Here is a 17308-nt window from a genome sequence, read left to right as displayed (position 1 = left end):
GTCTGCCGGCCACGCGACCGGCGGCCGGCGCGCTCAATATACGACGACCGGCGCGGGCCGGTAATACACCGGACGGGCCGGCACCACGACGCAGCCGGCCAGCACGATGGCTGCGGCCGCCAGTATCACGATGGTTCGGAAAGGCATGGCTTCGTCTCATGATGTTGCATGAAGGATCCGTCGCGCGGGCACCGTGTGCCGGGCGACGGCGCACGCGTCACGCCCAGTGACCGGGTACCCATCGCCAGGCCGGCCCGCGCGCGGCCCAATGACCGGGCACCCAGTGGTAACCGACGCGCACCACTTGCCAGTGGCCCGGAATCCAGACGTAACGACCCTGCCGCCAGTGCCAGTGCCCCTGATCCCAGACGTAGCCCGCGCGCGGCGCCGGCAGCACTTCGACGCGCGGCGGTGGCGGCGCATAAGGCGCAACGATCACGGCCTGCGCGAAAGACGCGGATGCCGCCAGCGCGGCCACGCATGCCATGGCAAATCGCAATGGAACAGAAAGTTTCATGAAAGACTCCGAAGTAACGGGCATCGACCGGTTGCGGTCGTTCATGCGTTAAACGGCATGGGCGAAACAATTCCGTCGCGGAGTCTGCAAATAAATTTCAGGGAGACCGACACGGCTTCGGCGCGTGCCGGGTACCGTGCTGCGCGATCCTGCCCATCGGCCGCCGCCCACGCCGGGTTGCCGTGCTGTCACAACGCGGCAAAACTGCCCTTCGACAATGCATGCGACCGGGATCCCGCTCGTTTCCGGCCCACGCCCCGGCCGCGCTCGCGCATGGCCGCGCGGTTCCTCGTCTCGCGTCCCCACCAACGAAAACACCGACCATGTCGAACCAGGACACTCTCCCTGATCAGCCGAACGAGCCGGCCGCCTCGGTATCGCGTCGCGGCTTCCTGAAACTTGCCGGCGTATCCGGCCTCGCCACCGCTGCCGGCGGCCTCGCAGCCACGCGCGCCGCCGTGGCGAATCCGGACGGCACGCCCGAACAGGTTCACCTGACGTGGGGCAACGACCCGACGTCCGAGGTCGTGATCTCGTGGGCGTCGCTCGCGCCGGCCGTCAATCCGCGTGCGCGCATCGTCGCCGACGGCGAGCCTGCGCGTACCGTGCACGGCGTCCAGCGCCTGTACACCGACGGCCTGAACGGCGAAACCGTGTTCGCGTACCACGCGCGCGTGCACGGGCTGAAGCCCGATACGCGCTACCGCTACGAGATCACCGCCGACAACGACAGCAACGCCGCGCAGCCGTTTTCCGCGAATTTTTCGACCGCGCCGCGCGGCCGTGCGCCGTTCCGCTTCACGAGCTACGGCGATCTCGCGACGCCGAACGGCGCGTGGGTGCTGTCGTCGCCGCAGAGCCGCTTCGCGGTGCAGGCCGTCGAGCAGTTCCAGCCGCTGTTCCACCTGCTGAACGGCGACCTCTGCTATGCGAACCTGAACCCCGCGCATCAGCCCGAGGTGTGGCGCGATTTCGGCAACAACAACCAGACGTCGGCCGCGAATCGCCCGTGGATGCCGTGCCCGGGCAATCACGAGATCGAGTTCAACAACGGCCCGCAGGGGCTCGATTCGTATCTCGCGCGCTATACGCTGCCGGAGAACGGCACGCACTTCCCCGGCCGCTGGTACAGCTTCCGCGTGAGCTCAGTGCTGTTCGTGTCGCTCGACGCCGACGATGTCGTGTACCAGGACGCCGCCGCGTTCGTCGGCGGCCCGGCGCCGCTCGTGCCGGCCGCGAGCACGGGCCGCCCGCCGATCGAACCCGGCACGTCGTTCTACGTGCGCGGCTACAGCAACGGCGAGCAGACGCGCTGGCTCGAACGCACGCTCCGTCATGCCGCCCATGACGACGACATCGACTGGATCGTCGTGCAGATGCACCAGGACGCGCTCAGCTCGTCGAAGACGGGCAACGGCTCCGACAAGGGTATTCGCGAAGCCTGGCTGCCGCTGTTCGACCGTTACGGCGTCGACCTCGTGCTATGCGGCCACGATCACGACTACGAGCGCAGCTACCCGGTGCGCGGCTGCAATCACCGCGCGGGCGTCGATGCGACGACCGGCGAAGTGGTCGAGACGCTGCAGCCGCGTCCGGTCGGCTCCAACGACCCGGACCGCATGAAATTCGACACGAGCCACGGCACGATCCACCTGATCCTCGGCGGCGGCGGCACCAGCGCGCCGCTCGACGTGTACGGCGAGAACCCGTCGACCGGTTTTGCGCGCGCGAAGGTGTTCACGAAGCCGAACCGCCCGGTGCCGGGCACGGCGCCGAACACGTTCGTGCGTCAGCCGGCCGATGCGCTCGAGGATGCGATCTGGTCCGCGCGCCGCGACACCGGCACCGGCTACGGGATTGCGGTGTTCGACCACGACCCGGGCAAGCCGGGCGGTCACACGACGATCACGATGCGCTACTACCACGCGCCGGGCGCCGACCAGCACCCGACCGCCCAGTACGAGCTGTTCGAGACGATCGAGCTGAGCAAGAAGCGGCACGAGCGGTGATCGTGCGGGCGCCCGCCACGGCGGGCGCCGATTGCACTGCCATCGCGGGGCAGGATGTCGTGGCACGCGTTAGACTGCCCGGCTCGCACACCTACCCACGACGATGAGTTTCGAATACCGCATCCACACGCGCCCGTCGGCCGACGCATTCGATGCCATCGCGAATGCACTGCGGCAAGCGCATGGCGGCATCGACATCGATCGCGGCCGACGACAGCTCGAGGTCCGCGATGACACCGGCGGCTGGCCGCTGATCGGCCTGACGACCGATGAAGACGGATTCTTCCTCGTGACGACGCTCGGGCCGACGCGGAACGCCATGCTCGACTCGATCGGGCACGCGTTGTCGGCAATCGGCGCGGCGTGGCGTATCGACGACGCGTGATCGGCTCACGCGTCTGAATCTGCCGTACGCTTCCGTCTGTCTGCATCGTCGCAACGGCTTCGCCCCGTTAGAATGCGCGTTTCCGGCGAAATCCCCCCATTGCATTGCCGCTCGCGACGACAGCACGCGCGAACGGCCCCGTATCATCCGAAATCGAATTGGCATGTTGAAACAAGCAGGAAGCATGAAACGCAAGAACAAGGCAACGCTCGCCGGGCTCGGCGCGGTGGTGTTGTGGGCCTCGGTGGTCGCGCTTGTTCGCGGCGTCAGTGAAAGTCTCGGCGCGACCGGCGGCGCCGCGATGATCTATACGGTGGCGTCCGTGCTTCTGCTGTTTTCGGTCGGCTTCCCCGACCTGAGCAAGTTCCCGAAAAGCTATCTGCTCTGGGGCGGGCTGCTGTTCGTCTCGTACGAGCTGTGCCTCGCGCTGTCGATCGGCTATGCGAGCAACGGGCAGCAGGCGATCGAAGTCGCGATGGTCAACTATCTGTGGCCGAGCCTCACGCTGGTCGCGGCCATCGTATTCAACAAGCAGCGTGCGAACCTGCTGGTCGTGCCGGGTGTCCTGCTGTCGATGCTCGGCATCTGCTGGGTGCTCGGCGGCGACCGCGGCCTCGATCCGGCCGGCATGCTGCGCAACGTCGCGGACAATCCTCTGAGCTATGGCCTCGCATTCATCGGCGCGCTGATCTGGGCCGGCTATTGCACGGTGACGGCACGCCTCGCCGACGGCAAGAACGGCGTCACGCCGTTCTTCATGCTGGTTGCCGCGGTGCTCTGGATCAAGTTCGCGGTGGAAGGCGGCGGCGGCATGACGTTCAGCTTTCACGCGGTCCTGTACCTCGTGCTGGCGGCGTCCGCGCTCGGATTCGGCTATGCGGCCTGGAATACCGGCATCATGCACGGCAACGTGACGGTCATCGTCGGCGCGTCGTACTTCACGCCGGTGCTCGCCGCCGCGTTCGCCGCGACGCTGCTGCATGCGCCGCTGTCGGTCGAATTCTGGCAAGGCGCATTGATGGTGTGCGGCGGGTCGATCCTGTGCTGGCTCTCGACGCGCAGCCGACGCAAGGACAAGGCCGCGCCCGTTCGCGTCGGCAAAGTGGCCGAAGGCGATTGCCACGGATGACGCTGCCCGGCATTTTCGGCGCAAGGTCAGCTTGCAGCCGGCCGTGCCTCCAAGCGCCAGCCACCGCGCCCTAGCTTCGCGACTCCAGCGCGATCCGCACGGCCAGTCCGGCCAACACGGTGCCCATCAACCAGCGCTGGGCCGACGCCCAGAGCGGCCGACCCGCGAGAAAGCCCGCGATCGAACCGGCCGTGCACGCGATCAGCGCATTCACGCTGACGCTCACCGCGATTTGCACGCAGCCCAACACCAGCGATTGCGTGAGCACGCTGCCGTGGCCCGGCGAAATGAATTGCGGCAACAGCGACAGATACATCACCGCGATCTTCGGATTAGCGAGGTTCGTGACGAAACCCATCGTGAACAGCCTGGCACGACTGTCGTGCGGCAATTGCCGGACCTGGAACGCCGAGCGGCCGCCGGGTTTCAGCGCCTGCCACGCCAGGTAGGCCAGATACAGCGCGCCGGCCAAGCGCAGCGCGTCGTACGCATACGGCACGGTCATCACCAGCGCGGTAATGCCGAGCGCGGCACACACCATGTAGAACACGAACCCAAGCGCGACGCCGCCGAGCGACACGAGCCCGGCACGGCGGCCCTGGCAGATCGCGCGCGACACCAGGTAGATCATGTTCGGTCCGGGCGTCAGCACCATGCCGAGCGACACGAGTCCGAACGCAAACAGGGTGGGCAAGGCCGGCACGGCAATCTCCTTCAGGGCAACGGGGACGAGGTCCAATCAATGTATTGCATGCTGACGGTGGTCAGCATGAATAATCTGCAAGCCGCCCATGAACCCCGTTCATCGCGCCGTCCTCCCGCTACCCGCTCTTTTTCGCGCGTGCGTGGATCGCCTTCCCCGCCTTCGCACGTTGCGCGTCGACGAGCCTCACGAATTCATCGGTCACCGCGTTGCCAGCTGTGTTCCACGCCAACCGCACGGAACGATGCAGCCGCGGCGACAGGTCCAGCACGCGGCCGCCGAACGGCGTGTACGTGAGCGTGATGCGCGGCACGATCGACACGCCCATCCCGGCCTCCGCCATCGACAGGATGGTACGCATCTCCACCACGTTGAACGCAGCCTGCAGCGGCGCGCCGCCGCGCGCGAAATACTCGGCGATCACCGGCCCGCACCCGGCCTTCGAAAAAATGAACGGCGCCGCGGACAACTGCCTGGCCGACACGCTCTTGCGACCGGCGAACATGCCGTCGGCCGCCACCGCGACGAAATCCTCGTCGAGCAGCGGCAGGTTGTGCGCGAAAATCTTCGTGCCGGCCACCACGCCGACATCGGCCGTCCCGTCGTCGATCCATCCTTCGACTTCACTGTCCGTGCCTTCGAGCAGCACCGCCGATACGCCCTCGTGCTGCTCCTTCAACGCCTCGAGCGCGGGGGCGACGAACGCCAGCGACACGCTCGGCAACGACGCGACCACCAGCCGCCCTTCGAGCTTGCCGCGCGACAGGCTGAACTGCTGGCGCAGCATCTGCGCTTCACGGACGACGCTCTGGACGTACGGCCACAGGCGTTCGCCAGCGGCCGTCAGGACGACCGGCTGCCGATCGCGCCAGAGCAGCTTGACCTGCGTGAGGTCCTCCAGCTCGGTCAGCGCATGGCTGATCGCGGATTGGCTGCGACTGAGCCGGTCGGCAGCGGCCGTGAGCGAACCGAGTTCGACCACGGCCGCCAGGGCCTGCAACTGGGCAAGCGTCATCGGATTTCCTTGTTTCGATGGCATGTATTCGCCGCATGATGCGGCAAACCATCATGAATTATATTGAATCGGCGCCATCGCACGGAACGCCGCGCCCGCACCACGCCGGGGTCGAGCCGGACATCGTCGGCAGCGCTCAGGTAAGATGCACGCTCGATCCGCCGCGCCCTTGCATGCGCACCGGCCGGCGGTCGATTAGCCAGGTTGAACCACGCCACCGCGTTGCCCATGCTTGCCGGCACGACCTGCCGGCCTGGACCGAGCCACGCGCCCGCCGGCCGCACACGAGGCGGCGCCATGCGATCGCATGACCGGTTCAAGCCAGACGAGAACGAACGCGTGCGAAACGCACGCGACCGCAACGGGCTCCGTCGACAGCGCTCGCTGCCGGCTATTCCGCGACATGCCATTCCATGATTCATTTCAATCTGACTGAAGGTGTGCTGGTTTCCAGCCTGCAGGCGCTCACCGTGCTCGACCTGACCGGCATCGCCGTTGCGCTGCTGCTGGGCGGCATGGCCAAGGGCATCACCGGGATCGGCGTGCCGCTGATCGCGATGCCGATCCTCAGCCAGTTCCTGCCGATCCGGCATGCGGTGCTGCTGCTGTCGATGCCGATCATCCTCGGCAACATTCCGCAGGCGCTGGAAGGCGGCCAGGTGCTGGCCACGGCCCGGAAAATCGCCGCACCGATCGCAGGAACGGTGATCGGCAATATCGTCGGCGTCGCGATCCTGCTGTCGCTCAATCCGGGGCACGCGCAGGCGGCCTCCGGTGCGCTCCTGATCGTGGCCGCGGCGCTGATGCTCGCCGCGCCGAAACTCAACCTGCCGGAAGCGTGGCAGAAGCCGGTCGGGTTCGCGCTCGGCTTCGGCGCGGCGCTGATGGAAAGCATCGCGTCGGTTCCCGGGCCGCTGCTCGCGACCTACCTGATTTCGTCCGGCGCGACCGGGCGCGTGTTCACGAAGCAGATCGCGATCATCCTCGTGGTGTCGATCGTCACGCTGATCACGACGTTCAGCGGCGCCGCGCATGCAAGCGCCGCCGATCTGGCAATCTCGGCGGCGGCCAGCCTGCCGGCCATCGCCGGCATGTGGCTGGTTCGCCCGCTGCGGGACAAGATGTCGCCGAAAATCTTCCGGATGGTGGTCCTGCTGTTCGTGCTCGTCGCGGCGTCGCAAATGATCTGGAAATCGGGCGTGTTGCGGCACGGCAGCCCGCACGTCGCGCAGGGCGACAGTGCGCACGCGGTCCGGAACTAGCAAGCGGCGCCATTACCGGTCGCGCATGCGTTCTGAAAGCTGCAACGCGTAGTATTCGCGGACCCGGCGTATCGCTCCGGCCGGCAACGCCGACGATACGCTGCCGACTGTGCTGTTCGCACGCTGATGCCGACATCGGCGCTGCCACGTTTTCAGAGACACGAAATGGAAACCTATGTGTTGCTGGGCTGCGGGTTCGGCCTTGGCCTGTTGATCGCGATCTGGGGCATCTGGTCCCTCAGATAAGGCGACCGGCCCCGTCCATGCGCAAGCAATCCGTATGGCGAGGGACGGGAAACTGTAGTTTGCCGCCACGTCTTCAACCACATTGCTTCGCACTCCGATCCAGCCATCCGGCGGCATCGATCATGCGTGCCGCTCCGCCTTCGACGGCACGCGCGACCGGGCTTCACGGAAGCGCACGCACTCGGCCTTGAGCCAGTCCGAAAAGGCGGCGGTTCGCGGGTCGTCCGGGTTGCGTGACAGCAGCACGTAGCGCGCCGGCGCACGCACGTGTGCGCCGAACACATCGACGAGCCGTCCGCTCTGAATCTCGTCATGCACGAGCGCGGCGCGCGCCATCGCGACACCCTGATGGTTCAACGCGGCCGTGATCGCCAGGCTGGAAAAATTGAACTGAGGCCCGTCCAGATGCGCGATCCACGCCGGCCGGACGGCCTCCAGCCACGTACGCCACTCGACGAACTCGGGCGCGCCGACCCACGGCGCGGCATCGTGCAGCAACACGACGCCGTCCGGCGACGCCCCGCTGGCGAACGCCGGATGCTGCGCCAGATACGCCGGCGTGGCGACCGGGAACAGAATCTCGTCGAGAATGACCTCGGCATGCAGTCGACCGTATTGCACCGGGTCATAGCGCACGGCCACGTCGATGTCGCCGGTCTCCATCGCCTCGCGGTCCAGCACCTGGAATTCGGCCTGCACACGCACCGACACGGCCGGCTGCTGCCGGTGAAATCCGGTCAGGCGCGGCATCAGCCATTGCAATGCAAGCGACGGCAGACAACTGACCTGCAGCGGCGCATCCGACATGCCGAGCGCCTGAAGCGTGCGATGAATATCGCCGAATGCGCCCGACATCGTCCCGAGCAGGATCGCGCCCTTCTCCGTCAGCCTCAACCCGCGCGCCTGGCGCACGAACAGCGGATAGCCCAGCCGGTCCTCCAGATTCCGGATCTGCTGGCTCACGGCGCTTTGCGTCAGGTTGAACGCCTGCGCCGTCTTCGTGAAGCTCAACAGCCGGCCGGCCGTTTCAAAGCAGAGCAACGCACCGAGGATCGAACCGTCCAGTCTCATCGATATAAGTCAGGCTAATGCATGGATTAGAAATCGGCGCTTTTGCGCAGTCGCCTTGAATCGTAGCATTTCAGCCTTGTATCCCGCTCAACGAACACAAGGCCGCTCCGTGACCGCTACGCTTCAACCCGCCGATCTATTAGCCAGACTGCAATCCCGTCAACCGCTGCTGTGGCTGAACCCGGAAGCCGGCCGCCCGTTGCCGCAGGGCGCCCCTTCGTTCGACGCGATCGCGGCGGCCGAAGCGAGACTGGCGCGCTGCGAGCCGCTGATGGCCGAGTTGTTTCCGGAACTCGCGGCCACCGCCGGAAAAATCGAATCGCCGCTGATGCCGGCGGACGACTTGCAGCGCGCGTTGTCGCACGCGGACGACGCGCACGGTGCCTGGTTCATCAAGCGCGACGACGCATTGCCGGTGGCCGGTTCGATCAAGGCGCGCGGCGGCTTTCATGAAGTGCTCGCGCTCGCCGAGTCGATTGCGATCGAACACGGGCTGATCGCCCCCGAGGGCGACCGGCGGATTCTCGCGTCGGCCGCCGCGCGCGCGTTGTTCGCCACGCATACCGTCGTCGTGGGCAGCACCGGCAATCTCGGCTTGAGCATCGGCGTGATGGCCGCCGCGCTGGGGTTCGAATCGGTCGTCCACATGTCGACCGATGCGAAGCCGTGGAAAAAGGCACGCCTGCGCAACCGTGGTGTCCGCGTCGTCGAGCACGACGGCGATTACGCGCAAGCGGTCGCCGCCGGTCGATCGCAGGCGCGCGATCAACCACGCGGCCATTTCGTCGACGACGAAGGCTCGCTGATGCTGTTCCTCGGCTACGCGGCGAGCGCCCGCCATCTCGCCGCGCAGCTTGCCGAATCGGGCCGCCGCGTGGACGCCGCGCATCCGCTCTTCGTCCATCTCCCGTGCGGAGTCGGCGGCGCGCCGGGCGGCATCACGTATGGCCTCAAGGCGCTGTTCGGCGAGCACGTGCATTGCTTTTTCGCCGAGCCTGTCGCGGCGCCATGCATGCTCGTCCAGCTCGCCGCCGGCGCAGGCACGCCGGTGTCCGTCTACGACATCGGCCTCGACAACCGGACCGAAGCCGATGGCCTGGCGGTCGCGCAGGCCTCGCATCTGGTCAGCCCGCTGATGGCGTCGCAGTTGTCGGGCGTCTTCACGGTCAGCGACGCGCAGCTCTACACGCAATTGCTCGCGGTTCAACGCTCCACGGGAGTGGAACTGGAGCCGTCGGCCGCAGCCGCCGTCGGCGGGCCAGGCTGGTTGGCCCAATCACCGGCCGGCAGGGACTACCTGCGCCGCCACGCGATCGACATGCGCGCGTCCACGCACGTCATCTGGGCAACCGGCGGCTCGCTCGTTCCGCCGGAAGAACACCGCCGCTTCCAGTCCCACGCGAAGGCGCTCGCCGTGCCCGGCGCCTGAGGCGTGCCGCCCGGCGCTCTGCCCCGTTCCCGAAGACCGGTTAGACTGTCCGGATGGAACAATGCCGTTATTGCCAGAGAATCCGCGATGAATGGGATTGCCACGGGGACGAATGCCGCCGGGCAATCGCCAAGGCGCTGCGCCGGCAGCGTGCGGGCCTGCCGATGGTGCCCGATCGCATCCGCAACGAACTGCCGTCCGGCGCGCCGACCCAGCAGGTGATCGCCGTCCTGTCGCGGCAGCGCCTGCGCGCGCGCCGCGGCAACGAGGAACGCCGGGAGCGCAAGGAAATCGACGACGACGTCTGAGCCGGCCTCCCCGCCACCCGCCCGCATCCATCCCCGCTTTCCGCTATCGCCGGGCGCCCGCCCGTGCGCGCCGTCCGCGCCGCGCCCCCACCGCCGTTCCATTGCAAATCCGGCAATACCCAATGGGGACCGAAGAGATTTATCGCGGAATTATTACTCCACCGGCAACGATCTTTCACTAAAACTCACGTTTACCCTAGGTCCGCCGAAGCCTACGATGTAATCAACCGCTTACGACATGGTGTCGAACGCGGAAAGCCAAAAACATCGGAGGTCATCATGAAATCGCTCGTTTCCGCAGTCGTTGCAGCTGTTGCCCTGTCCGCTTCGTTCGGCGCATTCGCCCAAAGCACCGTGACCCGCGCCCAGGTGCGCAACGAACTGGTCCAGCTCGAAAACGCCGGCTACAAGCCGGGCCTGTCGAGCCCGTACTACCCGGCCGACATCCAGGCCGCCCAAGCCCGCGTACGCGGCGCCGACAACAGCGGCTACGGTGCACAACCGGCCGCAACCGTCCAGGGTGGCGCACCGGCCGTCAAGCCGCAACCCGCGCACGACTCGGTCTACTTCGGCCACTAAGTCAGCCGCTGCGCGCATCGCGCGCAGTCCGGCCATGCAACGAGCCCGTCCATGACGGGCTCGTTGCGTTTGCAGCGCATGTTTTGCCGACCGATGATCAACGGCTGCCGCCCGATGCGACCCGGTCGCCTTCATCCCTCGCGATACCGCCCCGCACCAAATCCTGATAACGCACGCATGCGCACTGCGCGGACGCCTTCGCCGCGTACATCGCCGCGTCGGCCTTGACGAGCAGTTCCTCGGCCGACGCGCCGTCGGCCGGAAACTCGCTGACGCCGATGCTTGCGCCGACCGCCACACGCCGATCGCCGAACTCCAGTTCCTCGGCCAACACGATCTGGATGCGCGACGCAACATCGCCGATCACCGCCGGCGAACGCACGTCCGCGATCAACACGATGAATTCGTCGCCGCCGAGTCGCGCGACCATGTCGCCGTTGCGCAGCACGAGGCTCAGCCGCTTCGCGACCGCGACGAGCGTGCGATCGCCGGCCGAGTGGCCGTGCTGGTCATTGATCTGCTTGAAGCGGTCGAGGTCGACGAACATCACGGCCAGCCCTTCGCGCACGGCCGCCGCATGCCGGATTGCGGCATCGAGATGCTCCATGAACAACAGGCGGTTCGGTAGCGCCGTGAGCGGGTCGTGGCCGGCGAGGTGTGCAAGCTCCTGCTGCTTCGCACGCAGCATCGCGACCTGCGTGCGGATCTCGACACGCATGCTGTCGAAACAGCGCGCGAGCACGCCGATCTCATCGGCGCGCGCGATCGGCAGCTGCTCGGCGGCCGAATCGTCGAATACGTGCGTCGCGGCACGCGCCAGCGTCTGCAGCGGCCGCGTGATCGCACGCGCGAACAGGATCGCGAGGATCACCGCCAGCAGGCTCGACACGAGCACCATCCGGACGATCCGCTCGCCGAGCACGCCGGCCGGCGCCAGCACGTCCGCGAGCGGACGCGCCATGCCGAGCACGACGAAGCGGTTGCCCTCGTCGTGCCCGAACGGCGTGTGCGTGAACGCGTACATCTGGCCCGGCGCCACGTCGGGCTGAGCGAGGCCGTTGAGCGTCACGTTCGCTTGCACGTTGTCGAACAACGCGCGCGTGGCGGTAAAGCGGTCCTGCATCAGCACGCGCCTGCCGCGATCGAAACCGAACGTCTGCGCCGGATCGGGATGCACGAGAAAATCGCCCCACTCGTTCGCGAGATAGACCGCATAGTCTTCCGGCAAGTCGCGCTCGAGCCGGTCGAACACGCGCGAAAGCTCGACGTCGACGACGAGCGCGCCAACCGTCCGCCCCGACGTGTCGACGACCGGCGTGCCCACCCGCAGGATCGGCAGTCCTTCGGCGGCGTGCGACCCCGTCTCGTGGTTGATCACGATCGGCGACAGGTAGATGTGGCCGGGCGCCGTCGCGAGCGTATCGAATACATAGGAAAACTGCCCTTTCTCCTGGAATGCGTTTTCGGGCAGCACGACGATGCCGCGCGCATCGCGATCGACACGGATGCGTTCGATCCCGAAATGCCCGCTCGCGATCAGGCGGATCTGCAGGTATTCCGGATGGTTTCGCATGAAGCTGTAATACACCTGCTCGAGTCGCGTGCGTCGTGCGATGTCCGGATCGTCGCCACCGGCAACGAACGCGGACGACGGCAACTGGGCGAGCACGAGCGCATCGTCGGCAACGTCCGCCAGCGCGGTCGTGAAGCGTTGCCCGAGCAGTTGCGTCGACATCAGCAGGTTGTGCTGCGCCTCCTGCACGAGCATCGCGCGGTTGGCGCGATACGCGTAGTAGCCGGTCGTGCCGGACGCGATCACGCCGATGCAGGCGAACAGCACCGACAGTTTCGACGTGAGGCCGAGGCGGATCATTTTCCGAACCGCTCCGGCCGGTCGCCCGACACGATGCGGCTCCACAACGATTCGCGGCGCGCGATGTTCTCGACGGGCTGCAGCCACACGAGATGCTGGTGCCCGGTGTCGAGGCCCGGCGGCGGCTCGAGCGTATTCGCGAGCCCCTGGCGCTCGGTCAATAGCGTGCCGATCGCCGGTTCGAGCATGTAGTTGATCCACGCGAACGCGAGCTCGGGGCGTTGCGCGCCGCGCGTGACGGCCCAGCAGTCGAGCCACGCGAGCGCGCCTTCTTCCGGGATCACGTAGCCGACGTCCGCGCCCGCGCGCCGCAGCAGCTCGACCTGCTGCGTGCCGTAGTTGCCGAACATCAGCGCCGCGCGATGTTGGACGAACAGCGCGGTCGCCTCTTCCGGAAGCGTGTAATACGTCAGCAGGTTGCGGCGCAGGTCGATCAGCTTGCGCGCGACCGCAAGCGTCTGCGTGGACGACAGCCGAAACGGATCGGAATAGCCGAGCGCGAGCGCGGTGAACGAGAAATTGTGCTGCGCGCTGTTGAAGTCGAGCACCTTGCCGCGGTAGCGCGGATTCCACAGCTCGCGCATCGAGCGCGGCGCGGCCGGTACCTGCTTGCGGTCGTAGATCAGCCCCATCGACGAATACGTGAACGGGATCGCGTAGGTCTCGCTGTCCTGCACGAGCCCGCCGATCGTCGCGAGCTGCTGGAAGTTCGGCAACTGCCGCCGCCGGTTCGGGATGCGCGCCAGGTCGATCGGCGCGAGCAGCCGTTCGTGTGCATAGCGCTGGATCTCGGCCGTATTCGCGGCCAGCACGTCGTACGGCGGCGGCGACGCGCTGTGCATCCGCGACCACAGCGCTTCGTCGGAATCGACGAACGTCACTTCGACGCGCGCGTGGAACTGGGCCTCGAACGCGCTGACGACGTCGCTGTCCGCATAGCCGGGCCACGCGAGCACGCGCAGCACGTTGTCGTTGACGGTTTCGGGAGAGGTGGCGAAAGCCGGCGGAACGGGCGCAAGCAAGCCCATTGTCAATACGATGAGCAGCCCGAGCACGGCACCGCATGCACGCATGCGCGCACCGATTCCCCTGATCAATCGGACCCCGTGTGAATCCCCCGGCTGCATTCGACTGTCCTTTTTCGAGCCGATGCGATATCACGCAACGAGACCATAAATCGTACGGTCGCGCAATTGGAAGAAGCCGTACGCGGCATGCACGTTCACCGGCGTCGGCGTCGGAATGCGACGCAGTTACTCCGGCCCGCTTCGGGCCGTGAAAACGAACGTCAACGCCACGCTTGCGTGAACTCGGCGATCACGCGCGACAGGTGCGCACGCATCGCTTCACGTGCGCCGGTTGCGTCACGCGCCATGATCGCTGCGAAGATCCGCTGGTGATCCTCCTGTGACGCCTCGCGCAGCGCGGTCGAGTGGAAATGCTCCTCGATCTTGTCCCACAGCGGATCGCTGCGCGCGCAGTCCCACATCGCAGTAACCATGTGCAGCAGCACCGTGTTGCCGGTCGATTCGGCAATCCGCAGATGAAACTGGCGATCGGCTGCGTCGTACGCGGCCTTGTCGTCCATCTGCTCGCGCATCGTCGTCAGCGAGAAAAACAGGCGGTCGAGATCGGCGTCCTTGCGTTCGGTCGCCGCGAGCGCCGCGACTTCCGCCTCGATCAGCCCGCGCGCGCGCAGCGTCTCGATCGGCCCCGGGCCGCGCGGCACCTCGAACGTCACCGGCCGCGCGGCATCGGCTGCCGATACATAGATGCCCGAGCCGATCCGCACTTCGACGATCCCCTGCACCTCGAGCGCGATGATCGCCTCGCGCACCTGCGTGCGGCTCACGCCGAACTGGTCGGCCAGGCTGCGCTCCGACGGCAGCCGCGCGCCGGCTTCGAACGCGCCGGCGGCCACCATTGCGTGGATCTGCCGCGCAAGGCCGATATAGGAGCGGTCCGCGGCGTCGGTGTCACGGCTGGCGGGCAGGCTGGAAAGATCGGTCATCGAAAGGCTCGCAACGGGCTGGCTGGCGCCGTCGCGGCACCGGATCACCAAAATGGTACACCAATTTCGGCCGGCATCCGGATTGGCCGTTCGACCAAGGTTACAGTCCATCCCCGGAAACATTACGTTGGCCAGCGCTTGCGTGGATAACTGGTAAACCACTATCCACCACAACTGGCATACCAATCATAATCCGCACACCGACGACGGGCCGGCACGATGCCGCCCGGTCGTCCGTGCATGAACCGCCAGCCAGGAGCCGCTCCAGTGAAGATGTCTTTCCGTTGGTACGGCGAGTCCGATCCGGTCTCGCTGCAATACATCCGCCAGATCCCGGGCGTCACGCATATCGTGTCCGCGATTTACGACGAACCGGTGGGTGAAGTCTGGCCCGCGCACAAGATCGATGCGCTGAAGGCGACGATCGAGCGCGCCGGCCTGCAGTTCGAAGTCGTCGAATCGGTGCCCGTCCACGAGGACATCAAGCTCGGCAAGCCGGGCCGCGACCGCCTGATCGACCACTACCGGCAGACGATCCGCCACCTCGGCGCGGCCGGCATCCGCGTCATCTGCTACAACTTCATGCCCGTGTTCGACTGGACCCGCACCGAGCTGTCGAAGACGCTCGACGACGGCTCGACCTGCCTCGCGTTCAGCACCGACGCGGTCGACCGGATCGATCCGAACGACGGCATCGCGCTGCCCGGCTGGGATTCGAGCTACCGGCCCGAACAGCTGCAGGCGCTGCTCGCCGACTATCGCGACGTCGACGAAGCCGCTCTGTGGGCCAACCTCGAGTACTTCCTGAAAGCGATCATCCCGGTGGCCGAGGAAGCCGGCGTGAAGATGGCGATCCACCCGGACGACCCGCCGCGCCCGATCTTCGGGCTGCCGCGCATCGTGAAGAACCGCGACGATCTCGCACGGATCCTGCGCATCGTCGACACGCCCGCGAACGGGCTGACGCTGTGCTCGGGTTCGCTCGGCGCAGGCCCGCAAAACGACGTCGAAGCGCTGGTGCGCGAATTCGGCGCGATGGGCCGCATCCACTTCGCGCACATCCGCAACGTGAAGGTCGACGCGAACGGCAATTTCGAGGAAACCGCGCACCTGTCGAACTGCGGCTCGCTCGACATCGCCGCGATCGTAAAGGCATACCACGACACCGGCTTCACCGGCTACGTGCGCCCCGACCACGGCCGCATGATCTGGGGCGAAACGGGCAAGCCCGGCTATGGCCTGTACGACCGCGCGCTCGGCGCGGTGTACCTGAACGGCCTGTGGGAAGCGCTCGCGAAGTTCGACACCGCACCGCACGCGGCACGGTAATCCGCCCATCGAGGCGGCCGGCGCAGCGGATCGCCGGTCGCCCGTCACGACATTCCGCACGGAGACACCGCATGCCACGCATCCGATGGGCCATGATCCTGATGTGCTTCCTGGCCAACGTCATCAACTTCATCGACCGCGCGAACCTCGCGATCGCGGCGCCCAGCATTCGCGCCGACCTCGGCCTCGACGCGGTCGGCATGGGGCTCGTGCTGAGCGCGTTCTTCTGGACCTACGCGTTCCTGCAACTGCCGGCCGGCTGGTTCATCGATAAGGTCGGCGTGCGCGTGAGCCTCGCGCTGGCCGTCGGCTGGTGGTCGGTGTTCACCGTCGCGACGGGCGCCGCGCGCGGCCTCGCGCAACTCGTCGGCGTGCGGCTGATGCTCGGCGTCGGCGAAGCGGCCGCGATCCCGTCGTTCGCGAAGGTCGCGTTCAACTGGTTCCCGCGCAGCGAACGCGGGCTCGCAAGCAGCATCTTCGACAGCGGCTCGCGCGTCGGCTCCGCGCTGTCGCTGCCGCTCGTCGCGTGGCTGATCTCGATCGTCGGCTGGCGTGGGTCGTTCGTGATCACGGGCGGCATCGGCATCGTGTGGGCACTGGCGTGGTGGTTCGTCTATCGCGACCCGGAACGCTACCGCGCGATCGCGCCCGATGCCGTCGATGCGCTGCTCGCGCAACGCGCCGCACCAGCCGTTGCGGACGCAACCGACGGCCCGAAGGTGTCGTGGCTCGACCTGTTCCGCTACCGCACCGTGTGGGGGATGATGATCGGCCTGTTCTGCCTGAACTTCGCGATCTACTTCTTCATCACGTGGTTCCCGAGCTACCTGCTGCAGTCGCGCGGCTTCTCGCTCGCGTCGCTCGGCACGTGGGGCATGCTGCCCGCGCTGCTCGCGATTCCGGGCGGCTGGCTCGGCGGCTACGTGTCGGACAGCCTGTTCCGCCGCGGCTGGAGCGCGACCGCCGCGCGCAAGACCTGCCTCGTGCTCGGGATGCTGCTGTCGTCGTCGATCGCGCTGTCGGCGTTCGTCGAAAATGTGTGGGCGTGCCTCGGGCTGTTCGCACTCGCGTATGCCAGCCTGTCGTTCGCCGGCGCCAACGTGTGGACGCTCGTCGGCGAAGTCGCGCCGACACCCGCCCATGTCGCGTCGCTCGGCGGCATCCAGAACTTCGCGGGCAATCTCGCGGGGATCTTCATCACGACGTTCACGGGCGTGATGCTGTCGATCACGAAAGGCTCGTTCGTCGTACCGCTCGCGGTGGCCGGCGCGCTGTGCGTCGTCGGCGCGCTGTCGTACCTGTTCATCGTCGGCAAGGTCGAGCCGCTGCCGCCGCTGCGTGGCGGCGCAAACAGGCGGAATGCGGAGCCGAGCGCGGCCTGATGCTTAGGGAAAGCGCGGCCGGCACCGCGCGCTTTCCTTTTCTTCCCGCCCGTCGGACAA

Annotated in this window: 16 protein-coding genes; 9 read left to right on the top strand and 7 right to left on the bottom strand. The window is 66.9% G+C overall.

Annotated elements, in window-relative coordinates; all coding sequences use genetic code 11:
- Nucleotides 1-217: 217 nt before the first annotated feature.
- Nucleotides 218-517 carry a YXWGXW repeat-containing protein gene (locus KEC55_RS18715; RefSeq protein ID WP_282509474.1) on the bottom strand — a complete coding sequence of 100 codons (300 nt, stop codon included), beginning with the start codon at nt 515-517 and terminating at the stop codon, nt 218-220.
- Between the two features lie 323 nt (nt 518-840).
- Between KEC55_RS18715 and KEC55_RS18710 the strand changes: the two genes are divergently transcribed.
- The 3 genes from KEC55_RS18710 (at nt 841) to yddG (ending at nt 4040) form a co-directional block, all read left to right on the top strand.
- A complete protein-coding gene (locus KEC55_RS18710; RefSeq protein ID WP_282509472.1) occupies nt 841-2526 on the top strand; it encodes a purple acid phosphatase family protein in 1686 nt (561 codons plus the stop codon).
- A gap of 103 nt (nt 2527-2629) precedes the next feature.
- A complete protein-coding gene (locus KEC55_RS18705) occupies nt 2630-2911 on the top strand; it encodes a hypothetical protein (protein ID WP_282509470.1) in 282 nt (93 codons plus the stop codon).
- A 184-nt stretch (nt 2912-3095) separates the two neighbouring features.
- Entirely contained in the window at nt 3096-4040 is a 945-nt protein-coding gene (gene yddG / locus KEC55_RS18700; RefSeq protein ID WP_282509468.1) for an aromatic amino acid DMT transporter YddG, read from the top strand.
- Nucleotides 4041-4110: 70 nt separating this feature from the next.
- On the opposite strand, the gene KEC55_RS18695 is transcribed toward yddG, so the two are convergent.
- Nucleotides 4111-4743: a LysE family translocator gene (locus tag KEC55_RS18695; RefSeq protein ID WP_282509466.1), complete on the bottom strand. Its 633-nt coding sequence runs from the start codon at nt 4741-4743 to the stop codon at nt 4111-4113.
- A gap of 118 nt (nt 4744-4861) precedes the next feature.
- Nucleotides 4862-5758, bottom strand: coding sequence for a LysR family transcriptional regulator (locus tag KEC55_RS18690; protein WP_282509464.1), 897 nt, complete (start codon nt 5756-5758; stop codon nt 4862-4864).
- 413 nt (nt 5759-6171) lie between these two features.
- On the opposite strand from KEC55_RS18690, the gene KEC55_RS18685 reads away from it, so the two are divergent.
- Nucleotides 6172-7020, top strand: a complete 849-nt coding sequence (locus KEC55_RS18685; RefSeq protein ID WP_282509455.1) for a sulfite exporter TauE/SafE family protein — start codon at nt 6172-6174, stop codon at nt 7018-7020.
- A gap of 366 nt (nt 7021-7386) precedes the next feature.
- Here the strand turns inward: KEC55_RS18685 and KEC55_RS18680 are convergent, their stop codons facing one another.
- On the bottom strand, nt 7387-8337 hold the full coding sequence (locus tag KEC55_RS18680; protein ID WP_282509453.1) for a LysR substrate-binding domain-containing protein: 951 nt from the start codon (nt 8335-8337) through the stop codon (nt 7387-7389).
- A gap of 148 nt (nt 8338-8485) precedes the next feature.
- Between KEC55_RS18680 and KEC55_RS18675 the strand changes: the two genes are divergently transcribed.
- From KEC55_RS18675 to KEC55_RS18665, 3 genes are all read left to right on the top strand, one after another.
- Nucleotides 8486-9766, top strand: coding sequence for a D-serine ammonia-lyase (locus KEC55_RS18675; protein WP_282511502.1), 1281 nt, complete (start codon nt 8486-8488; stop codon nt 9764-9766).
- A 53-nt stretch (nt 9767-9819) separates the two neighbouring features.
- Nucleotides 9820-10074: a hypothetical protein gene (locus KEC55_RS18670; protein WP_027791787.1), complete on the top strand. Its 255-nt coding sequence runs from the start codon at nt 9820-9822 to the stop codon at nt 10072-10074.
- Nucleotides 10075-10353: 279 nt separating this feature from the next.
- The gene (locus tag KEC55_RS18665; RefSeq protein ID WP_282509451.1) at nt 10354-10653 is read left to right on the top strand and encodes a DUF4148 domain-containing protein; all 300 of its coding nucleotides are present in this window, start codon (nt 10354-10356) and stop codon (nt 10651-10653) included.
- A 97-nt stretch (nt 10654-10750) separates the two neighbouring features.
- Here the strand turns inward: KEC55_RS18665 and KEC55_RS18660 are convergent, their stop codons facing one another.
- From KEC55_RS18660 to KEC55_RS18650, 3 genes are all read right to left on the bottom strand, one after another.
- The gene (locus tag KEC55_RS18660; protein ID WP_282509449.1) at nt 10751-12526 is read right to left on the bottom strand and encodes a GGDEF domain-containing protein; all 1776 of its coding nucleotides are present in this window, start codon (nt 12524-12526) and stop codon (nt 10751-10753) included.
- Nucleotides 12523-13653: an extracellular solute-binding protein gene (locus KEC55_RS18655; protein WP_282509448.1), complete on the bottom strand. Its 1131-nt coding sequence runs from the start codon at nt 13651-13653 to the stop codon at nt 12523-12525. The genes KEC55_RS18660 and KEC55_RS18655 overlap by 4 nt, the downstream gene beginning before the upstream one ends.
- A 161-nt stretch (nt 13654-13814) precedes the next feature.
- Nucleotides 13815-14537 (bottom strand): FadR/GntR family transcriptional regulator, encoded by a 723-nt coding sequence (locus KEC55_RS18650; RefSeq protein WP_282509447.1) that lies wholly within the window; start codon nt 14535-14537, stop codon nt 13815-13817.
- A gap of 267 nt (nt 14538-14804) precedes the next feature.
- On the opposite strand from KEC55_RS18650, the gene uxuA reads away from it, so the two are divergent.
- Together uxuA and KEC55_RS18640 are read left to right on the top strand one after the other, a co-directional pair.
- Complete coding sequence (uxuA, locus tag KEC55_RS18645) at nt 14805-15866, top strand: mannonate dehydratase (RefSeq protein ID WP_282509446.1); 1062 nt, start codon at nt 14805-14807, stop codon at nt 15864-15866.
- 71 nt (nt 15867-15937) lie between these two features.
- Nucleotides 15938-17248: an MFS transporter gene (locus KEC55_RS18640; RefSeq protein ID WP_282509445.1), complete on the top strand. Its 1311-nt coding sequence runs from the start codon at nt 15938-15940 to the stop codon at nt 17246-17248.
- Nucleotides 17249-17308: the final 60 nt, after the last annotated feature.

The sequence above is a fragment of the Burkholderia cepacia genome, assembly GCF_029962485.1.
Classification (GTDB): Bacteria; Pseudomonadota; Gammaproteobacteria; order Burkholderiales; family Burkholderiaceae; genus Burkholderia.
The sequence above is the reverse complement of the archived record's forward strand: the minus strand, read 5'-3'. Positions and strand labels throughout refer to the sequence as shown.